The organism is Pseudomonas sp. MYb193 (assembly GCF_002966775.1).
GTDB classification, from domain to species: Bacteria; Pseudomonadota; Gammaproteobacteria; order Pseudomonadales; family Pseudomonadaceae; genus Aquipseudomonas; species Aquipseudomonas paracarnis.
The window spans coordinates 1,434,632-1,454,568 of sequence record NZ_CP023269.1 but is presented as its reverse complement, the minus strand read 5'-3'; the positions used below and the strand labels follow the sequence as shown (position 1 = coordinate 1,454,568).

The window sequence follows — 19,937 nt, the reverse complement described above, 5'->3', positions numbered from 1 at the left end:
CGGTGAGTCAGCCAGAAAGAGTGTGACTGGTCTACCGCATTCGCGAGCAAGCCCGCTCCCACATTTTTGATGAACGTGTGGCCTTGTTTATGAGTTAAGCCGTACTTGCTTTTCCAGCTCAAGCTTTAAACCGGGCTCAAGTTTCAGTTGGCGGGCCAGTTCGTCCAGATAGGCTTTTTCCATGAAGTTTTCTTCGTCCACCAGCATCACGCTGGCGATGTACATTTCGGCGGCCATTTCCGGGGTGCTGGCGGCGCGGGCAACGTCGGTGGGGTCCAGGGGCTTGTTGAGTTCGGCGTGCAGCCAGTGTTGCAGCTCCTGGTCGTTGTCCAGCTTGGTAAATTCGCCTTCGATCAAGGCACGCTCGCGCTCATCCACATGCCCATCAGCCTTGGCCGCGGCCACCAGTGCCTTGAGAATGCCCTGGCTGTGTTGCTCCACTTGGTCAGCCGGCAGGCGGTCGATGGTTTGCGGCTCGCCATGGGGCGCGCTGGCCTGCTGGGCTTGCCAGTTGCCGTAAGCCTTGTAGGCAATCACACCCAGTGCGGCCAGGCCGCCGTAGGTGAGCGCCTTGCCACCGAATTTGCGGGCTTTCTTATTGCCCAGCAGCAAGCCCATGGCCCCCGCCGCCAGGGCGCCGCCGCCGGCACCGCCGAGCATGCTGCCGAGCCCGCCACCGCTGAGCAAGCCGCCGAGAGCGCCCTTGTCATTGGATTTGCGTTGGCCGCCGGCCTTGTTTTGCAACATGTCCTGGCCAGACTTGAGCAACTGATCGAGCAATCCACGGGTATTCATTCGTAGCCTCCAGACACTTGGGTTCGTAGGACCAATAGGCCTCCAGCGTAAAACTAAGTGCCAAAAAGCCGCGATCTAGAGTGCTTCCAGATGTAACGTTCTCCTGCGATGCAGGAAATGTCTTGTTGCACATGCAACGCCATCATCCCGCCATCAATCAATTTGCCTTGTTCATCGAACCGCTTAAGCTATCCGGCGTCTGTTTATTGTCCGTTGCGTTTGGCCGAAGGCATGTCCGAACCGTTATTTCTGATCCGCTACGTGCCAGGAAAGGCGCGGGATTTGCTCACGACAGGTTGTCTCTATGCACCGCAGGAATTTGCTCAAAGCATCCATGGCCATTGCGGCTTACACCGGTTTGTCGGCCAGTGGCCTGCTGGCCGCGCAGGCCTGGGCCGGGAATCGGGCTGCCGATGGCAAGGCCGTGGCGTTCGATTTCGAATCGCTCAAGGCCCAGGCCAAGCAATTGGCCACCCGTGGCTACCAGGACACTAAGCAGGTGCTGCCGCCGACCCTGGCCACCATGACCCCGCAGAATTTCAACGCCATCGGCTATGACCGTAACCATTCGCTGTGGAAGGAGTTGAACGGCCAACTGGACGTGCAGTTCTTCCACGTCGGCATGGGCTTCAAGACGCCGGTGCGCATGCACAGCGTCGACCCAAAGACCCGTGAAGCCCGCGAAGTGCATTTTCGCCCTTCACTGTTCAACTATGAAAAAACCACGGTGGACACCCAGCAACTGACCGGGGACCTGGGTTTCTCCGGCTTCAAGCTGTTCAAGGCGCCGGAGTTGGACCGCCATGACGTGCTGTCGTTTCTCGGCGCCAGCTACTTCCGTGCGGTGGATTCCACCGGCCAATACGGCCTCTCGGCGCGTGGCCTGGCGATTGATACCTACGCGAAAAAACGTGAGGAATTCCCCGATTTCACGCAATTCTGGTTCGAAACCCCGGACAAGAACGCCACGCGCTTTGTGGTCTACGCCCTGCTCGACTCGCCAAGCGCCACCGGCGCCTACCGCTTCGATATCGACTGCCAGGCCAACCAAGTGGTGATGGCGATCGACGCGCACATCAACGCGCGCACCGCCATCGAACAACTGGGCATCGCGCCCATGACCAGTATGTTCAGCTGTGGCACCCATGAGCGCCGCATGTGCGACACCATCCACCCGCAAATCCACGACTCGGACCGCCTGGCCATGTGGCGCGGCAACGGCGAGTGGATCTGCCGGCCCCTGAACAACCCGGCCAAGCTGCAATTCAACGCGTTCGCCGACACCAACCCCAAAGGCTTCGGCCTGGTGCAGACCGACCATGAGTTCGCCAGCTACCAGGACACCGTCGACTGGTACAGCAAACGCCCAAGCCTGTGGGTTGAACCGACCACGGCCTGGGGCGAAGGCTCCATCGACTTGCTGGAAATCCCCACCACTGGCGAAACCCTGGACAATATCGTGGCCTTCTGGACCCCGAAAAAGCCCGTGGCCGCGGGTGATTCGCTCAACTACGGCTACAAGCTGTATTGGAGCGCACTGCCGCCGGTGAGCACGCCGCTGGCACAGGTGGACGCGACCCGTTCGGGCATGGGCGGCTTTACCGAAGGCTGGGCACCCGGCGAGCATTATCCGAAGGTATGGGCGCGGCGTTTCGCCGTAGACTTCAAGGGCGGCGGCCTGGATCGCCTGCCAGCGGGCACCGGCATCGAGCCGGTGGTGACTTGTTCCCATGGTGAGTTGAAGGATTTCAGCGTGCTGGTGCTGGATAACATCAAGGGCTATCGCATCCTGTTCGACTGGTACCCCACCAGCGACAGCGTGGAACCCGTCGAATTGCGCCTGTTTATACGAACTCAGGACCGCACCCTGAGTGAAACCTGGCTTTATCAGTACTTCCCGCCTGCGCCAGAGCAACGCAAGTACACCTGATGCCACACTGCGCGATCATTCCCACGCAATAACGTAGGAATGATCGGACTGGGCTCAGAACCGCGACACGCTTTTCATCGCGCCAATCAAATATCGCATCGCCACCTGATCGCTCTCGGTCAGTGCCCGGTATTGCACCAGCAACTCCATCTCATCCGAACTCAATCTTCGACCCCGCAAGGACATCCGGCGGCTCAGAAAAGACGCCACCGCACCCGCTACGCCATAGGATTTGGCCATGGACCACTACTCCTGCTATCAGTCAAATACTCCTGGTGCCCATTTCCAAACTCCCCGAAGTACAACGCTTTCGTGGACAGACAGCCTGCCTCCCTGGGCTAGGAACCAAGCTCACCCTAAGCTTAGAAACTATCTCGTCACACGTGGGATTTTTTTAGAGTATTCACTTAAAAAAATAGCTTCGGTAATAAAAACCTACAGCCATTACTCACGAAGTGGTCGATACAAGTGGATGTCTAAAGGTTCTTGCGCATACAGCTCAGCACGGGGTTGCAGCAACAGACGACACCCATGACGCAGATAAAAGTCCACGGTATTACGCGACTCTGTGGCCGAGATATACAGCGCTTGGGCCCCCACTTGCCGGCCGTGCTCGCAAGCCAGCGCCAACAACCGCCCGCCCAGGCCCGAACCACGGGCGCTATGGCTGACATGCAGGAATTTCAACTGCCGCATCAGCAGGCCCTGGTGATGGAAGGGCCGATTGTCCACTACCACTGCGGCAACGAGCACCTGGCCGTCGAATACGCCCCACAACCACCCGCCGCGCTGGAGGCAGGCACGCAGCGCCACGGCATCCTGTTCAGCCTCGCCTTCGGGCCAGCCGTGCATGTCATGGTGCGTGGCATACAACACCAGTTCGCCGCATTCCATGCGGTAGCACGCCTGGATCAGCTCCGTGCGATCGATGGTTGCCAGCAAAGAAATATCGTCTTCGGTTAACGCGCGTTCCACCAGCATAGGGGTCTCCTGCTTCACAACCGCCAAGGATCAGCCTTCCTTTAAACACGAGCAAGAAAAAACCCACCGTGTCAGGGTGGGTCCGGTAGGGCCGTGTACAGGGTCAATCCCGCAGATCCGACTCATGGATCGGCTGGTCCCGATGGGTTGCCCGCTGGTACTGCGCCGGCCAGATGGCTTTGCGTCCGCCCAAATCATCGTCGGCATGCAACGGCCAGTACGGGTCGCGCAGCAGTTCACGGGCCAGAAAAATAATGTCAGCCTGGCAGGTACGCAGGATGTGCTCGGCCTGGGCCGGTTCGGTAATCATGCCGACCGTGCCGGTGGCGATGCCCGATTCCTTGCGCACGCGCTCGGCGAAGCGCGTCTGGTAGCCGGGGCCGGTGGGAATCTCGGCATTGGCGGCGGTACCACCGGACGACACGTCGATCAGATCCACCCCGAGGTCTTTCAGGCGGCGCGCCAATTCCACGGTCTCATCCGGGTTCCAGCCGTCTTCCACCCAGTCGGTGGCCGACACGCGTACAAACAGCGGCAACTCCTCAGGCCACACGGCGCGCACGGCCTTGGTGACTTCCAGCACCAGGCGAATGCGGTTTTCGAAGGAGCCGCCGTAGTGGTCCTGACGCTGGTTGCTGATCGGCGAGAGAAACTGGTGCAGCAGGTACCCGTGGGCGGCGTGGATTTCCACCACTTCAAAGCCTGCGGTCAAGGCGCGCCTGGCGGCGGCGACAAAGTCGGCGATTACTTGCTGGATCTGTGCTTCGTCCAGTGGCTTGGGCTGGGTGTGATTGGGGTCGAAGGCAATCGGCGAGGGCCCCACAGGCACCCAGCCGCCCTCCTCCGGCTTGACGCTGCCATGTTTGCCGATCCATGGCCGGTGGGTGCTGGCCTTACGCCCGGCGTGGGCCAATTGAATACCCGCCACCGCGCCCTGGGCCGCGATAAAACGGGTGATGCGCCGCAATGGTTCGATCTGGGTGTCATTCCACAGGCCCAGGTCCTGGGCGGTGATACGGCCATCGGCGGTCACCGCCGTGGCCTCGGTAAAAATCAGCCCGGCGCCACCCACGGCCCGGCTGCCGAGGTGCACCAGGTGCCAGTCATTGGCCAGGCCATCGTCGCTGGAGTATTGGCACATGGGTGAAACCGCTATGCGGTTGAGCAGGGTCAATTGGCGCAGGGTATAAGGTTCGAGCAGCTGACTCATGGCGCACCTCTTCTGGGTTCTGTGGGCACTGTTCAACAGTGCATAGAGCCTAGTCGACAACCATCGTTTGCACAGGGTTCAGAAAGGAAAGCGGGAGCCGATTGCCGGCTCCCGGTAGGCAGCGCCTTACATCTCGACCTGGGTGCCCAGCTCGATCACACGGTTGACCGGCAGTTTGAAGAACCGCAGGTTGCCGTTGGCGTTTTTCAACATGAAGGCAAACAACACTTCACGCCAACGGGCCATGCCTTTGATACGCGAGGCAATCACCGTTTCACGGCTGAGGAAGTAGGTGGTGCGCATCGGGCTGAAGTCCAGGTCATCCAGATGGCACAGTTTCAGCGCTTCAGGCACGTCCGGTTCATCGGTGAACCCGAAGTGCAGGATCACCCGGAAGAAGCCTTCGCCATAGGCATCCACCTCGAAGCGTCGCGCCGCAGGCACCCGTGGAATGTCTTCGTAGACCACGGTCAACAGCACCACCTGCTCATGCAGCACCTGGTTATGCAGCAGGTTGTGCAACAGCGCATGGGGCACGGCGTCGGGCCGAGCGGTGAGAAACACCGCCGTGCCCTGAACGCGATGGGGCGGCTGTACACGGATACTGCTGATAAAGATCGGCAACGGCAGGCCACCCTCGTCGAGACGGCCGACCAGCAATTGCTTGCCACGCTTCCAGGTGGTCATCAGCACGAATAGCACGATCCCGGCCAGTACCGGGAAGGCGCCGCCCTGGAGGATCTTCGGCGCGTTGGCGGCGAAGAACAGGCCATCCACCAACAGGCAGCAGAGCAACAGCGGCACGGCCAGCACCGGTGGCCACTTCCACAGCAGCAGCATCACCGCCGATACCAGGATGGTGGTCATCAGCATGGTGCCGGTCACCGCTACACCGTAGGCCGAGGCCAGAGCGCCGGAAGATTCGAAACCCAGCACCAGCAGGATCACGCCGACCATCAACGACCAGTTCACTGCACCGATGTAGATCTGGCCCTGTTCGGCACTGGAGGTGTGCTGGATATGCATGCGCGGGATGTAACCCAGCTGGATCGCCTGGCGGGTCAACGAGAACGCGCCGGAAATCACCGCCTGGGAAGCAATCACCGTGGCCATGGTGGACAAGCCCACCAACGGGACCAGTGCCCAGCTCGGCGCCAGCAGGTAGAACGGGTTGCGCGCCGCCTCCGGATCGCCCAGCAGCATCGCGCCCTGGCCAAAATAGTTCAGCACCAGCGCCGGCAGCACCAGCAGGAACCAGGCGCGGGCGATGGGTTTGCGGCCAAAGTGGCCCATGTCGGCGTACAACGCTTCAGCGCCGGTCAATGCCAGCACCACCGCGCCGAGGATCGCCACGCCAATACCGGGGTGAACCATGAAGAAGCGCACACCCCATGCCGGGTTCAGCGCATTGAGCACTTCGGGTTGCTGCAGGATGCCGTACACCCCCAGGCCGCCCAATACCAGGAACCAGGTAACCATCACCGGGCCAAACAGCTTGCCGATGCGGTCGGTGCCGTGTTTCTGGATCAGGAACAGCGCCACCAGCACCACCAGGGCAATGGGCACTACCCATTTTTCCAGGCCGTCGAACGCCAGTTCCAAGCCTTCGATGGCCGACAACACCGAAATCGCCGGGGTGATCATGCTGTCGCCGTAGAACAACGCCGCGCCACACAGGCCACACACCACCAGGAAACTGCGCAATTTCGTGTGCTTCCCGGCCGCTCGCCGGGCCAACGCGGTGAGGGCCATGATGCCGCCCTCGCCCTGGTTGTCGGCACGCAGCACGAATAATACGTACTTGATCGACACCACCCAGATCAGCGACCAGAAGATCAGCGCCAGGATCCCCAGGACGCCGTCATGGTTGACCTGCACCCCATAACCGCCGTTGAACACCTCTTTAAGGGTGTAGAGCGGGCTGGTCCCGATATCGCCATAAACCACCCCGACCGCCGCTACCAGCATGCCAATCGGCTTGGCTTTTGAATGCTCGGCACCTGCTGCCTGACTACTTGCCTGACCCATCAACCACTCCTGCCCTTTGACCTGAGGTCTTTTATAAACAGCGCTTCTAAGCTGACCCTAGCATGCGCTGTTTTACTTCTCGTAACAGACGTTTTATTGACCCAAGGGCTTTACCCGTGCGCAACGGCGCGAAGCATAGCGCAGCACTCGTCGCATTTCCCCGTTCAAGTGAATCGGGCGTCGTTTTAGGCAATCAGTCATAGAGGCTACAGCGGCACTTTGGGGCCTTTTTGCCTGCATTGATCACATTTACGGCCAACCGTATATTCCTGACCCGGCTCAGTCTTGCTGCCAGGGTGGTGTGAACAGGAGCGCCATGGCCGGATTACCTGATCAGTCAATCGTGCATTCGCATGGCGCGCAGTCGATATAAAAACTCAATTATCGGACTGTCTCTTTTAAGGTACATTCCTCATGTACGAAGTGAAACACGTACTGTCAATCAACGGTGTGGATATCTACCAGGCTTGGCTGGATACAGTGCGGGACACGCGTTCGAAAGCAAGAATCACCACCAGAGTGGATCGGGCGTCCCTTGGTCACTTTGGCGTTACCGAGCCAGTGGGTGATGGGGTCTTTGAGATGAAGCTCGACTTCGGCCCAGGGTTTCGCGTGTATTACGCAGTCTAGGATCGAAAATCATTTTCCTATTGGGCGGTGGTTCGAAGGCCAGACAGCAGAACGATATCGATCAGGCCAAGGCTCTCTGGAAATCTTACAAGGTGCAGCAAAAATGACCATTCGTACCCGCCCGCACGAAGATAGCGTTCTGGAAATGCTTCGCAACGACGAAGCATTCGCCCTCGAATATTTATCTGTCGCGCTTGAGGAAATAGATGAAGCCGGTGGCGAGGACGCTTTCCTTGTCGCTATCCGTCGAGTGGCGGAAGCTCGTGGTGGGATGCTCAGCTTGTCGCAGAACACAGGACTCAATCGAGCAAACCTCTACAGGTCCATCGGCGTCGGCGGTGATCCTAAGCTCTCCACTTTGCTTAAAGTCCTCAAGGCGTTAGGTGTGGGCATGTCTAAAGTGGTATCGCACCGAACAGAACAAGACGTCCAGGCTTAAGCGCGCCAGTGGCTATGGGATTACCCGGCGCAGCACTCGTCGTATTTCCCTGCATAAAGCTGGTCAAGTGCGCTGCCCGCCGATAGAATTGCGCACTTTTTGATCAGAGGCGCACCAAGCGCCCATCCGTTGCCTTGTCGTGCACGACCGGCAGCGTCATTCAATACCGAGGTTAGACATGTCCACCACCATCGCAAAAGCCAACCCCAAGGTTGGCTTTGTTTCCCTGGGTTGCCCGAAGGCGCTTGTCGACTCCGAGCGCATCCTCACGCAATTGCGTATGGAAGGCTACGACGTCGTGTCCACTTACCAGGACGCCGATGTGGTGGTGGTCAATACCTGTGGCTTCATCGACTCGGCCAAGGCCGAATCCCTGGAAGTGATCGGCGAAGCCATCAAGGAAAACGGCAAGGTCATCGTGACCGGCTGCATGGGGGTGGAAGAAGGCAATATCCGCAACGTGCACCCAAGTGTGCTGGCGGTGACCGGCCCGCAGCAGTACGAGCAAGTGGTCAACGCTGTGCACGAGGTGGTGCCGCCACGCCAGGATCACAACCCGCTGATCGACCTGGTGCCGCCTCAAGGCATCAAGCTGACCCCACGCCACTACGCGTATCTGAAGATTTCCGAAGGCTGCAACCACAGCTGCAGCTTCTGCATCATCCCGTCGATGCGCGGCAAACTGGTAAGCCGCCCGGTGGGTGATGTGCTCGACGAGGCCCAGCGCCTGGTCAAGTCTGGCGTCAAGGAGCTGCTGGTGATCTCCCAGGACACCAGCGCCTACGGCGTCGATGTGAAATACCGCACCGGTTTCTGGAACGGCGCGCCGGTGAAAACCCGCATGACCGAGCTGTGCGAAGCCCTCAGCAGCCTGGGCGTGTGGGTGCGCCTGCACTATGTTTACCCTTACCCGCACGTGGACGAGTTGATCCCGTTGATGGCCGCCGGCAAGATCCTGCCGTACCTGGACATCCCGTTCCAGCACGCCAGCCCGAAAGTGCTCAAGGCGATGAAACGCCCGGCGTTCGAAGACAAGACCCTGGCACGCATCAAGAACTGGCGCGAGATCTGCCCGGAGCTGATCATCCGCTCCACCTTCATCGTCGGTTTCCCCGGCGAGACCGAGGAAGACTTCCAGTACCTGTTGGACTGGCTGACCGAAGCGCAGCTAGACCGCGTCGGTTGCTTCCAGTACTCGCCGGTGGAAGGTGCACCGGCCAACCTGCTGGACTTGGCCGTGGTACCGGACGACGTCAAGCAAGACCGTTGGGAGCGCTTCATGGCGCACCAGCAGGCCATCAGCTCGGCACGCCTGCAACTGCGCATCGGCAAGGAAATCGAAGTGCTGATCGATGAAGTCGACGAGCAAGGCGCGGTGGGTCGTTGCTTCTTCGACGCACCTGAAATTGACGGTAACGTGTTTATCGACGATGCCAGCGGCCTGAAGCCGGGTGACAAAGTGTGGTGCACCGTGACCGACGCCGACGAGTACGACTTGTGGGCTGAAAAGCGCGACTGATCGCACGGTGATAAAAAAGCCTCGCCTCTGAGAAGATGCGGGGCTTTTTTAGGTCTATCGTATTGTCCATCAACCCCGAATACAGCAAGGGACAGCGGGTATGCGTCAGCATTCGGTGATTCACACACCTAAAACCAGCGACTACACGCGCCTGGTGCAGATCTGGGAGGACTCGGTACGCGCCACCCACGACTTCCTCCCGAACAGCTATATCGACATGTTGAAAAACCTGGTGCTGAGCCGCTACCTCGATGCAGTCATGCTGATCTGCACCAAGGACTCATGCCAACGCATCACCGGGTTCGCCGGAGTGTCGGCGGGCAAGGTGGAAATGCTGTTTATCGACCCGCACCACCGTGGCCAGGGACTGGGCCGGCAATTGCTGGGTTACGCGATCGAACACATGAATGCCGATGAACTGGACGTCAACGAACAGAACCCCCAGGCTCTGGGTTTTTACCTCAAGCAAGGCTTTGAGGTAATCGGGCGCACAGAACATGATGGGCTTGGACAGCCTTATCCGTTGTTGCACCTGCGTCTGCGCCAGCAGCAACAGGCCCGTAATGCCTGAACTGTGGGAGCTGGCTTGCCTGCGAAGGCGTCGGGTCAGTCTACCCATCCCGGTGCTGGTATACCGCCATCGCAGGCAAGCCAGCTCCCACATTTGACCCGTGTTGTGTCAGTTAAGTAATTGTTATGGCCCATGTGCTGAAATGGGGCCGGGATTAACCGGCGCCAGGCAGGTACAATAGTGGCCCCCTTTTGTTACGGCCCCTGTCATGACTGACCCCATACGCCTCTCCAAACGCCTTATCGAACTGGTCGGTTGCTCCCGTCGGGAGGCTGAGCTGTTTATCGAAGGCGGCTGGGTCTCGGTGGACGGCGAAGTGATCGACGAGCCGCAGTTCAAGGTCACTGACGAGAAAGTCGAGCTGGACCCGGAAGCTAAAGCCACGGCGCCAGAGCCGGTGACTATCCTGCTGCACGCCCCCGCAGGCGTGGATGCTGAAACCGCCATGGCCTCGATCAGCGCCGAAACCCTTTCTGAAGAGCACCGCTTCGGCAAGCGTCCGCTCAAGGGGCACTTTCTGCGCCTGAGCGCCAGCGCCGACCTGCAAGCCAAGGCCAGTGGCCTGCTGGTGTTCACCCAGGACTGGAAGATTCTGCGCAAGTTGACCGCCGATGCCGCCAAGATCGAGCAGGAATACGTGGTGGAAGTCGAAGGCGACATGGTTGCCCACGGCCTTAACCGCCTGAACCACGGCCTGACCTACAAAGGCAAAGAGCTGCCTGCCGTCAAAGCCAGCTGGCAGAGCGAGAACCGCCTGCGCTTTGCGATGAAGAACCCGCAACCCGGCGTGATCGCGCTGTTCTGCGAAGCCGTTGGCCTGAAAGTCATCGCCATCCGCCGCATCCGCATCGGCGGCGTGTCCATTGGCAAGGTGCCAGTGGGCCAATGGCGTTACCTGTCCGGCAAAGAAAAGTTTTAAGCCGTTCCCTTTTCCCGACACCGCCTGATTCCGGCGGTGTCATCAGTTGAATACCAGGATTGCCCACCATGATTCACAACGACGTACTGCGCAGCGTGCGCTACATGCTCGACATCAGCGACAACAAGATGGTCGAGATCATCAAGCTCGGCGGCATGGACGTGACCAAGGAAGACCTGCTGACCTACCTCAAGAAAGATGAGGAAGAAGGCTTTGTGTTCTGCCCGGATGAAGTCATGGCCCACTTTCTCGATGGTCTGGTGATCTTCAAGCGCGGCAAGGACGAGAGCCGCCCGCCGCAACCGATCGAAACCCCGGTGACCAACAACATCATTCTGAAAAAGCTGCGCGTGGCCTTCGAACTGAAGGAAGACGACATGCATGCAATCCTCAAGGCGGCGGAGTTCCCGGTGTCCAAGCCAGAGCTGAGCGCGCTGTTTCGCAAGTTTGGTCATACCAACTACCGCACCTGTGGCGATCAGTTGCTGCGTAACTTCCTCAAGGGCCTGACCTTGCGGGTCCGTGCCTAAGCCATGAGTTACCAGGTCTCGCCCGTCGGCTTCGTACGCTCCTGTTTCAAGGAGAAGTTCGCCATCCCGCGCCAACCGCAACTGGCACCGGCTGCCCGTGGCGTGCTGGAGCTGGTGGCGCCGTTCGACCAGGGTGAGGCGGTGCAGGGGCTGGAGCAGGTCAGCCATGTGTGGCTGCTGTTTCTGTTTCATCAGGCCCTGGAAGACAAGCCACGCCTGAAAGTGCGCCCGCCACGCCTGGGCGGCAATACGTCCATGGGCGTGTTTGCCACCCGCGCAACCCATCGCCCCAATGGCATTGGCCAGTCGGTGGTGAAGCTGGACAAGGTGGAACCGGGGCGCCTGTGGATTTCCGGCATAGATTTGCTCGATGGCACGCCGGTGTTGGATATCAAGCCGTATGTGCCGTATGCCGATATCGTGGATGCGGCCACCAACGACATCGCCAGCGATGCGCCCGCGCTGATAGGCGTGCAATGGCTCAAGGCTGCCCTGCAACAGGCGCAAGGCCATGCACAGCGCCTTGGTGAACCGTTGGTGGAACTGATTGAACAGTGTCTGGCACAGGACCCGCGGCCGGCGTATCAGGTTCCGACGTCGGAACGCGAATACGGTGTGCGGTTCTGGGATGTGGATGTGCGCTGGCACTACCCGGAGCCGGGGATGATTTGTGTGCTGGAAGTGGTTTCGGCTAACTAAATAGGGCGAAAACCAAACGTGGGAGCTGGCTTGCCTGCGATAGCATCACTTCGGTTCAACTGAACCACTGAGGTGTCTGCATCGCAGGCAAGCCAGCGCCCACATTTTTTGGATCGCTGGTGTTACTGACTCTGTATTACTTCTCGACGAACGCACGCTCGATCAGGTAGTCACCCGGCTCACGCATCCGTGGCGAAACCTTGAGGCCAAAGCTGTTCAACACTTCGCTGGTCTCGTCCAACATGCTTGGGCTGCCGCACAGCATGGCACGGTCGTCCTCGGGATTGATCGGCGGCAGGCCGATGTCGCTGAACAGCTTGCCGCTGCGCATCAGGTCGGTCAGGCGACCCTCGTTTTCGAACGGCTCGCGGGTCACGGTCGGGTAGTAGATCAACTTGTCACGCAGGGCCTCGCCGAAGAACTCGTTCTGCGGCAGGTGCTCGGTGATGAATTCGCGGTAGGCAACTTCGTTGACGTAACGCACGCCGTGGCACAGGATCACTTTTTCGAAACGCTCATAGGTCTCCGGGTCCTGGATCACGCTCATGAATGGGGCGAGGCCAGTACCGGTGCTGAGCAGATACAGATGCTTGCCCGGCTTCAAATCGTCAAGCACCAGGGTACCTGTCGGTTTTTTGCTGATGATGATCTCATCGCCTTCCTTCAGATGCTGCAACTGGGAAGTCAGCGGACCATCGGGCACCTTGATGCTGAAAAACTCCAGATGCTCTTCCCAGTTCGGGCTGGCAATGGAGTAAGCGCGCATGAGCGGGCGGCCGTTGGGTTGTTGCAGGCCGATCATCACGAACTGACCGTTCTCGAAGCGCAGGCCCGGATCGCGGGTGCACTTGAAGCTGAACAGAGTGTCGTTCCAGTGATGAACACTGAGGACACGCTCGTGGTTCATGTTGCTCATGTACGGGGGACTCCTGGAAATGGGTCTGCGCCAAAGGTATGGATGCGCAATTGCACAGCATTCTAATGGCGGCGACAATATCTGTTAACTGGATTATTAAGATAAGGGTTATCGGTTATATCGATATGCGATTTACTCTCCGTCAACTGCAAGTTTTCGTCGCCGTCGCCCAGCAGGAAAGCGTCTCGCGCGCTGCTGGCCTTCTGGCCTTATCTCAATCCGCCGCCAGCACCTCGATTACCGAGCTGGAGCGTCAATCCAGCTGCCAATTATTCGACCGCGCCGGCAAACGCCTGAGCCTCAACGCCCTCGGTCACCAGCTATTACCCCAGGCCGTGGCATTGCTGGACCAGGCCAAGGAGATCGAAGACCTGCTCAACGGCAAGTCCGGCTTCGGTTCCCTGGCGGTCGGCGCCACGCTGACCATCGGCAATTACCTGGCGACGCTACTGATTGGCAGCTTTATGCAGCAACACCCCGAGAGCCAGGTAAAGCTGCACGTGCAGAACACTGCCCATATCGTGCATCAGGTTGCCCACTACGAAATTGATCTGGGTCTAATCGAAGGCGACTGCAGCCACCCGGATATCGAGGTGCAGACGTGGGTAGAAGATGAGCTGGTGGTGTTCTGTGCGCCCCAGCATCATTTGGCCAAGCGTGGCGTGGCCACCATGGACGAGTTGACCCACGAAGCGTGGATCCTGCGAGAACAAGGCTCGGGCACGCGCCTGACCTTTGACCAGGCTATGCGTCATCACCGTAGCGCACTGAATATCCGCCTGGAGCTGGAACACACCGAGGCAATCAAGCGAGCTGTGGAGTCAGGCTTGGGGATTGGCTGCATTTCGCGGCTGGCGCTGCGCGATGCCTTCCGCCGTGGCAGCCTGGTGCCGGTAGAAACCCCGGACCTGGATCTGGCCCGGCAGTTCTACTTCATCTGGCACAAGCAGAAGTACCAGACCTCGGCGATGCGCGAGTTTCTCGAACTGTGCCGCGCCTTCACCGCTGGGGTGCAGCGCAGCGACGAGATCGTGCTGCCGAGTATCGCTTGATCGTCAGATCAGGATCACGGCCCATACCAGGGTGATCATGGTCAGTGCCACAAATTGCGCGGCGCTGCCCATGTCCTTGGCGTTTTTCGACAGCGGGTGGCGGTCCAGGGAAATACGGTCAATGGCCGCTTCTACCGCGGAGTTGAGCAATTCGACGATCAGCGCCAACAGGCACACTGCAATCAGCAGCGCCCGTTCAACCCGACTGACCTGCAGGAAAAAGCTCAAGGGGATCAGGATGACGTTCAGCAACACCAACTGGCGGAATGCCGCCTCGCCAGTGAAAGCCGCACGCAGGCCATCCAGGGAATAGCCCCCTGCGTTGAAAATACGTTTGATACCGGTTTGACCCTTGAAAGGCGACATAGATGTAGGCAACTGAACCAAAGAAGTGGGGAAGCTAGATCACGCAAAGTCAAAAAAGCGTGAAGTGGCTGTAACTTAATGTTGCGAGATAGACTCAAGTTGCTGCAAAAGCAACGCCGCCTGAGTGCGCGTACGCACGCCCAACTTACGGAAAATCGCCGTAACGTGGGCCTTGATGGTCGCTTCCGACACACTCAATTCGTAGGCAATCTGCTTGTTCAACAAACCTTCGCAAACCATGGTCAACACCCGGAACTGCTGGGGCGTCAAGCTGGCCAGGCCATCGCGGGCGGCCTTGGCTTCATCGGACACATTGATTTCTTCAAACGCCTGGGGTGGCCAGGACACATCGCCGTCCAACACCGTGCGCACGGCTTTCTGGATATCTTCCATCGCGCTGGACTTGGGAATGAAACCGCTGGCGCCAAACTCCTTGGAGCGCACCACCACGTCGGCTTCTTCCTGGGCCGACACCATCACCACGGGGATCTGCGGGTATTGGCCACGCAGCAGCACCAGCCCGGAAAAACCGTAGGCGCCCGGCATGTTCAGGTCGAGCAACACCAGGTCCCAGTCGGATTTTTCAGTCAGGCGGGCTTCCAGTTCGGCAATGCTGGCTACTTCGACCAAACGTACATCGGGGCCAAGGCCCAGGGTTACGGCCTGATGCAGTGCGCTGCGAAACAGCGGGTGGTCATCGGCAATCAGGATTTCGTATGTGGCCATTGGTTAAATGATCCTGTTTTTTATGGGAGCCCTGATGGGTTCAGGGTTCACCAATACACGAGGCGACGGCCAGGCAGCGATCGCCACAGGGCCCGCTCAACGTCAAAAACACATGAAACGACGTCGATAATTCACGGTTGCGCCCAATCGGCGCACAGCATGCCCAGCGTAGCCTGGAGGGTCAAGCACTACGCCCGTGGGGATTTTAGCGGGTTGCGGGCTTACAGTGCCATCATGCAAACGTCGTCTGGTTATCCCGCCGGGATGTAGGGTGCAAGGCGCGTATGCACGGTGTCTGCCGCATCCAGTGGCAGTTGGAACTTGGCAGCCAGGTAATGGGTGCTGAATACATCGAGGTAGGCATCCAGCACTTCGCTGGCGACCAGGTCATCGGCCAGTTCCAGGCATAGCGCTGCCACCTCGGCCGTGCAGAAATGGTCATCGCGCTTGGAGCGCCGTAGCTTGTAACGCGACAACTGCTCGGGCGCCAGGCTCAGCACCGGCAAATGTTCCAGATAGGGACTTTTGCGAAACATCTTGCGCGCTTCGCTCCAGGTGCCGTCCAGCAGGATGAACAGTGGGCGCTTGCCCTCCTCCACGCGCACTTCACTGACCACCCGTTGCGGCGCCACGAATTCACCGGGAAATACGATGTAGGGTTGCCACTGCGGGTCGGCCAGCAACCTGAGCAACTCGGGGTCGACTTCGGTACGCGACCAGGCGAATGCGGTGGTGTCATGTATGACATCGGCGATCAGCCAGCCCGTGTTACTGGGCTTCATCGGTTCAACGTCATGCATCAATAGGCACATGACGGACTTGGCTTCTACCTGAGGCCGCCAGGCACACAGGCAGTACTCAGGAATGACCCGACAGCCGGGACAGCGCTCAGCACGGGAACCCCGATTGAGAAACGGCCTGACGGCACGCGCCAGACGCTGGGTACGCAAACGGGAGACGGCGTGACTCATCGGGCACGCGGCGAAGAAAAGGAAATCGACACGGAACAAACTCGTGAAAAACAGAAGTCCCGCAGTTTACCAGCGATACGCCTGGCTGTAGTGGCAAGGGCTCACCTATAATTGCGCGCCACTGAACGCACAGCCCAGTGGCTGGTCTATGCACCAGTAACCGAATCAGGAGAGTTTCATGCTGCGTTCCATGCTGCGCCTTGTTGCCCCATCCGTCGCCCTTGCGCTGGTCTTGCCTATGGGCGCCCACGCGGCCTCGCTGCTGGAGGCTCAAATGAACAAGAAGCTGCAAAGCGTCGCGGCCGAAAGCAACAAGGACCTGCCCCGGGAAATCGATGAAAAAACCCTGGAAGTCGCCTACACCGTTGAAGGCATGCAACTGATCGATCACCTCAGCGTGCTGCCTGACCGTGCCGAACAGATGCGCGCCAACCCCAAGGCTGTGTATTTCCAGCTGGGCCGCAGTGTGTGCACCAACCCGGGCTACCGCGAGCTGATGGCCAAGGGCGCAGTGATGCGCTACGAAATTACCGAGAACAAGACCAATCGCCCGGTGGCTTCCGTCAAGTTCGCAGAGGCCGATTGCCCGGCTCCGGCGAAAAAGAAAAAGTAACCTCTGCTGGACCCTCCCGCGCTGCTTCCCAGCGGCGCGCACGCTTCCTCTGCGTTTGCCACCAACGTCTAAACTGCGTAATGAACCCCCAATAAGCGGTTGCCAGCCAAGGGTTTTTCGGCCCATGATCAGTTCATCCCAGATGCCCGCCCACCCCAGTTTTTAATGCTGTTCTGTCATATTTTCAGGACAAAAAAGGCCTGCCCTCCTGCGGCATGCCGCGACACAAGCAGTGTCGTGGCCCAGGCGACGTTCTCGTCGACTACCCAGGCCCTGTAAAGAAGGAGAAATTGAATGCCTTATGAATCGAATGATTTGCTGCTTCGTCATTTTGAAGAAAACGGGACCGACCTCACTCAGCAGGTCGACGCACAAATTCAGTTGATCGCCCCCAACAGCCCGAATATCCCTCTTTATCGAGACATGATCCTCACCGTCCTGCGCATGGCCCAGGACGACCGTGATCGCTGGAACGCCAAGATCACCCTGCGTGCCATCCGTGAACTGGACCATGCCTTTCGGGTGCTCGAACAATTCAAGGGCCGGCGCAAAGTCACGGTATTCGGGTCGGCGCGTACGCCATTGGAAAGCCCGCTGTATGCGCTGGCCCGAGAGGTGGGTGCCGCGTTGGCACGTTCCGACCTGATGGTCATCACCGGTGGCGGTGGCGGCATCATGGCCGCAGCCCACGAAGGCGCGGGCCTGGAGCACAGCCTGGGGTTCAATATCACCCTCCCCTTTGAACAGCATGCCAACCCAACCATTGATGGCACCGACAACCTGCTGTCATTCCACTTCTTCTTTACCCGTAAGCTGTTCTTCGTCAAAGAAGCCGACGCGCTGGTGTTGTGCCCTGGCGGCTTCGGTACCCTCGACGAGGCATTGGAAGTGCTGACCCTGATCCAGACCGGCAAGAGCCCGCTGGTGCCGGTAGTGCTACTGGATGCGCCGGGCGGTGGATTCTGGCAAGGCGCCCTGGATTTCATCCGCAGCCAGCTGGAAGCCAATCGCTACATCCTGCCCACCGACCTCAAACTGGTCCGCCTGGTCTACAGCGCCGAAGAGGCGGTGGACGAAATCAACCAGTTCTACGCCAACTTCCACTCCACCCGTTGGCTTAAGCGTGAGTTTGTGGTGCGCATGAATCATCCCCTGAGTGACCGCGCCCTGGCCCATATGCAGCAAGCGTTTGCCAGCCTGCGGCTCAGTGGCGAGTTCCAGCAACTCGCCTATACGGGCGAAGACCATGACGAACCGAGGTTCAGCCATTTGACGCGTTTGGTGTTCAATTTCAACGGTCGCGATCAGGGGCGCTTGCGGGAGTTGGTGGATTACATCAACCTGCCGGAGAACTGGGCACAGGCCCAGGGCAAGGCACAGCAACGGATGACACCAGAAACAGCGTGATTTTTTGCAGGCAAAAAAAAAGGCCCACTATTTTCATAGTGGGCCTTTTGTTTTTTGCTCAGTCGTCCATATCCCGACCGCTCAATAAGCGGCTGATCATGTCCATCGAAAACCCGCGATAACTCAAGAAGCGACCTTGCTTCGCACGCTCTTTGGCATCAATAGGAAGATGCCCAGCAAACTTGCGACGCCAGGTTTCCTCCAACTGCGACTGCCAACTGATACCGCACTCACGTAGCGCAAGGTCAATATCGGCACGTTGCAGTCCACGCTGGCTCAACTCTTCGCGAATCCGCGCAGGTCCATAACCGGAGCGTGCGCGGTAAGACACAAAGCTTTCGAGGTAACGGGCTTCCGACAACAGCCCTTCTTCCGTCAACCGGTCGAGGGCTGTTTCGATCATCTCAGGCTCTGCGCCGCGCTGACGCAACTTACGTGTCAGCTCGACTCGACCATGCTCGCGGCGAGCGAGCAGGTCCATCGCAGTGCGCCGAACGGCGACGAGTGTATCCAGTACAACAGTCATCGCTTGCTTCAGACGTCAGTATCGGCTTCTTCCATTTCATCTACCGGCTCGCGGTTGGCAGCCGCCTTCACGTCCGGCGCTGCGGTCAGCAGCTTATCGCGGATCTGCTTCTCAAGCGTGGCAGCGATATCCGGGTTATCCGCCAGGAACTTGGCCGAGTTGGCCTTGCCCTGACCGATCTTGCTGCCGTTGTAGGCATACCAGGCACCGGACTTCTCGACGAAACCGTGCAGTACGCCCAGGTCGATCATCTCGCCGTTCAGGTAGATACCCTTACCGTAGAGAATCTGGAACTCAGCCTGACGGAATGGCGGGGCAACTTTGTTCTTCACGACCTTGACGCGGGTTTCGCTACCGACAACCTCGTCACCTTCCTTCACCGCGCCAGTACGGCGGATATCCAGACGGACCGAAGCGTAGAACTTCAGCGCGTTACCACCGGTGGTGGTTTCCGGGCTGCCGAACATCACGCCGATCTTCATACGGATCTGGTTGATGAAGATCACCAGGCAGTTGGCGTTCTTGATGTTACCGGTAATTTTACGCAGCGCCTGGGACATCAGGCGGGCTTGCAGGCCCACGTGCATGTCGCCCATTTCGCCTTCGATTTCAGCCTTGGGCACCAGGGCTGCCACGGAGTCGACCACGATCACGTCGATGGCGTTGGAGCGCACCAACATGTCGGTGATTTCCAGGGCTTGCTCGCCGGTGTCCGGCTGGGAAACCAGCAGGTCATCAACGTTGACGCCCAGCTTGCCGGCGTATTCAGGATCCAGGGCGTGCTCGGCGTCGACGAACGCACAGGTGGCGCCCATTTTCTGCGCCTGAGCAATCACCGACAGGGTCAGGGTGGTTTTACCGGAAGATTCAGGACCGTAGATTTCAACGATACGGCCTTTTGGCAGGCCGCCAATGCCGAGCGCGATGTCCAGACCCAGAGAGCCAGTGGAAATAGCCGGGATCGCCTGACGGTCGTGATCGCCCATACGCATTACGGCACCCTTGCCGAATTGACGTTCGATCTGACCCAGGGCCGCAGCCAAGGCTTTCTTCTTGTTGTCGTCCATTAAAGTCCTCACGTAATCAATAAGGCCTGACGGCCAACACCT

Annotated in this window: 21 protein-coding genes and 1 pseudogene; 11 read left to right on the top strand and 11 right to left on the bottom strand. The window is 59.1% G+C overall.

From position 1 onward, the window contains the following. Positions 1-87: 87 nt before the first annotated feature. Positions 88-795, bottom strand: a complete 708-nt coding sequence (locus CLM72_RS06775; RefSeq protein WP_105225987.1) for a tellurite resistance TerB family protein — start codon at positions 793-795, stop codon at positions 88-90. 304 nt (positions 796-1,099) lie between these two features. Between CLM72_RS06775 and CLM72_RS06770 the strand changes: the two genes are divergently transcribed. After that, a complete protein-coding gene (locus CLM72_RS06770; RefSeq protein WP_105225986.1) occupies positions 1,100-2,725 on the top strand; it encodes a glucan biosynthesis protein D in 1,626 nt (541 codons plus the stop codon). Positions 2,726-2,779: 54 nt separating this feature from the next. On the opposite strand, the gene CLM72_RS06765 is transcribed toward CLM72_RS06770, so the two are convergent. The 4 genes from CLM72_RS06765 to CLM72_RS06750 all read right to left on the bottom strand — a co-directional run bounded on the left by CLM72_RS06765 (position 2,780) and on the right by CLM72_RS06750 (position 6,944). Next, a complete protein-coding gene (locus tag CLM72_RS06765) occupies positions 2,780-2,965 on the bottom strand; it encodes a hypothetical protein (protein WP_014717190.1) in 186 nt (61 codons plus the stop codon). Between the two features lie 204 nt (positions 2,966-3,169). Next, positions 3,170-3,706, bottom strand: a complete 537-nt coding sequence (locus CLM72_RS06760; RefSeq protein ID WP_105225985.1) for a GNAT family N-acetyltransferase — start codon at positions 3,704-3,706, stop codon at positions 3,170-3,172. A gap of 103 nt (positions 3,707-3,809) precedes the next feature. Then, positions 3,810-4,916, bottom strand: coding sequence for an NADH:flavin oxidoreductase/NADH oxidase (locus CLM72_RS06755; protein WP_034126499.1), 1,107 nt, complete (start codon positions 4,914-4,916; stop codon positions 3,810-3,812). A gap of 126 nt (positions 4,917-5,042) precedes the next feature. Continuing rightward, positions 5,043-6,944, bottom strand: coding sequence for a potassium transporter Kup (locus CLM72_RS06750; RefSeq protein ID WP_014717187.1), 1,902 nt, complete (start codon positions 6,942-6,944; stop codon positions 5,043-5,045). A 414-nt stretch (positions 6,945-7,358) separates the two neighbouring features. Between CLM72_RS06750 and CLM72_RS06745 the strand changes: the two are divergent. From CLM72_RS06745 to tsaA, 7 genes and pseudogenes are all read left to right on the top strand, one after another. Beyond that, a pseudogene (locus tag CLM72_RS06745) lies at positions 7,359-7,681 on the top strand (type II toxin-antitoxin system RelE/ParE family toxin). Then, on the top strand, positions 7,678-8,013 hold the full coding sequence (locus CLM72_RS06740) for an addiction module antidote protein (protein WP_105225983.1): 336 nt from the start codon (positions 7,678-7,680) through the stop codon (positions 8,011-8,013). The pseudogene CLM72_RS06745 and the gene CLM72_RS06740 overlap by 4 nt, the downstream one beginning before the upstream one ends. Before the next feature lie 178 nt (positions 8,014-8,191). Then, a complete protein-coding gene (rimO, locus tag CLM72_RS06735) occupies positions 8,192-9,532 on the top strand; it encodes a 30S ribosomal protein S12 methylthiotransferase RimO (RefSeq protein ID WP_003231334.1) in 1,341 nt (446 codons plus the stop codon). A gap of 100 nt (positions 9,533-9,632) precedes the next feature. Next, positions 9,633-10,103, top strand: coding sequence for a GNAT family N-acetyltransferase (locus CLM72_RS06730; RefSeq protein ID WP_105225982.1), 471 nt, complete (start codon positions 9,633-9,635; stop codon positions 10,101-10,103). A gap of 208 nt (positions 10,104-10,311) precedes the next feature. After that, entirely contained in the window at positions 10,312-11,022 is a 711-nt protein-coding gene (locus tag CLM72_RS06725) for an rRNA pseudouridine synthase (protein WP_105225981.1), read from the top strand. Positions 11,023-11,090: 68 nt separating this feature from the next. Then, a complete protein-coding gene (locus CLM72_RS06720; protein WP_005785469.1) occupies positions 11,091-11,552 on the top strand; it encodes a DUF1456 family protein in 462 nt (153 codons plus the stop codon). A 3-nt stretch (positions 11,553-11,555) separates the two neighbouring features. Beyond that, positions 11,556-12,251, top strand: a complete 696-nt coding sequence (gene tsaA, locus CLM72_RS06715) for a tRNA (N6-threonylcarbamoyladenosine(37)-N6)-methyltransferase TrmO (RefSeq protein ID WP_105225980.1) — start codon at positions 11,556-11,558, stop codon at positions 12,249-12,251. A gap of 136 nt (positions 12,252-12,387) precedes the next feature. On the opposite strand, the gene fpr is transcribed toward tsaA, so the two are convergent. After that, positions 12,388-13,167, bottom strand: coding sequence for a ferredoxin-NADP reductase (gene fpr, locus CLM72_RS06710; RefSeq protein WP_003189055.1), 780 nt, complete (start codon positions 13,165-13,167; stop codon positions 12,388-12,390). A 125-nt stretch (positions 13,168-13,292) separates the two neighbouring features. On the opposite strand from fpr, the gene CLM72_RS06705 reads away from it, so the two are divergent. Further along, a complete protein-coding gene (locus CLM72_RS06705) occupies positions 13,293-14,219 on the top strand; it encodes a LysR family transcriptional regulator (protein WP_003189054.1) in 927 nt (308 codons plus the stop codon). A gap of 3 nt (positions 14,220-14,222) precedes the next feature. Here the strand turns inward: CLM72_RS06705 and CLM72_RS06700 are convergent, their stop codons facing one another. The 3 genes from CLM72_RS06700 to CLM72_RS06690 all read right to left on the bottom strand — a co-directional run bounded on the left by CLM72_RS06700 (position 14,223) and on the right by CLM72_RS06690 (position 16,282). Next, positions 14,223-14,585, bottom strand: a complete 363-nt coding sequence (locus CLM72_RS06700) for a diacylglycerol kinase (protein WP_003189051.1) — start codon at positions 14,583-14,585, stop codon at positions 14,223-14,225. 75 nt (positions 14,586-14,660) lie between these two features. Further along, positions 14,661-15,311: a response regulator transcription factor ErdR gene (gene erdR / locus CLM72_RS06695; RefSeq protein ID WP_003189050.1), complete on the bottom strand. Its 651-nt coding sequence runs from the start codon at positions 15,309-15,311 to the stop codon at positions 14,661-14,663. A gap of 251 nt (positions 15,312-15,562) precedes the next feature. Next, positions 15,563-16,282, bottom strand: a complete 720-nt coding sequence (locus CLM72_RS06690) for a tRNA-uridine aminocarboxypropyltransferase (RefSeq protein ID WP_105225979.1) — start codon at positions 16,280-16,282, stop codon at positions 15,563-15,565. 178 nt (positions 16,283-16,460) lie between these two features. On the opposite strand from CLM72_RS06690, the gene CLM72_RS06685 reads away from it, so the two are divergent. Both CLM72_RS06685 and CLM72_RS06680 read left to right on the top strand, forming a co-directional pair. After that, complete coding sequence (locus tag CLM72_RS06685; protein ID WP_034126491.1) at positions 16,461-16,895, top strand: PA3611 family quorum-sensing-regulated virulence factor; 435 nt, start codon at positions 16,461-16,463, stop codon at positions 16,893-16,895. 294 nt (positions 16,896-17,189) lie between these two features. Beyond that, positions 17,190-18,302: a TIGR00730 family Rossman fold protein gene (locus tag CLM72_RS06680; protein WP_105225978.1), complete on the top strand. Its 1,113-nt coding sequence runs from the start codon at positions 17,190-17,192 to the stop codon at positions 18,300-18,302. 58 nt (positions 18,303-18,360) lie between these two features. Here CLM72_RS06680 and recX read toward each other — a convergent pair whose 3' ends face one another. Together recX and recA are read right to left on the bottom strand one after the other, a co-directional pair. Then, positions 18,361-18,828 carry a recombination regulator RecX gene (gene recX, locus CLM72_RS06675; protein WP_034126489.1) on the bottom strand — a complete coding sequence of 156 codons (468 nt, stop codon included), beginning with the start codon at positions 18,826-18,828 and terminating at the stop codon, positions 18,361-18,363. Between the two features lie 8 nt (positions 18,829-18,836). Continuing rightward, positions 18,837-19,895: a recombinase RecA gene (gene recA, locus CLM72_RS06670; protein ID WP_014717176.1), complete on the bottom strand. Its 1,059-nt coding sequence runs from the start codon at positions 19,893-19,895 to the stop codon at positions 18,837-18,839. Positions 19,896-19,937: the final 42 nt, after the last annotated feature.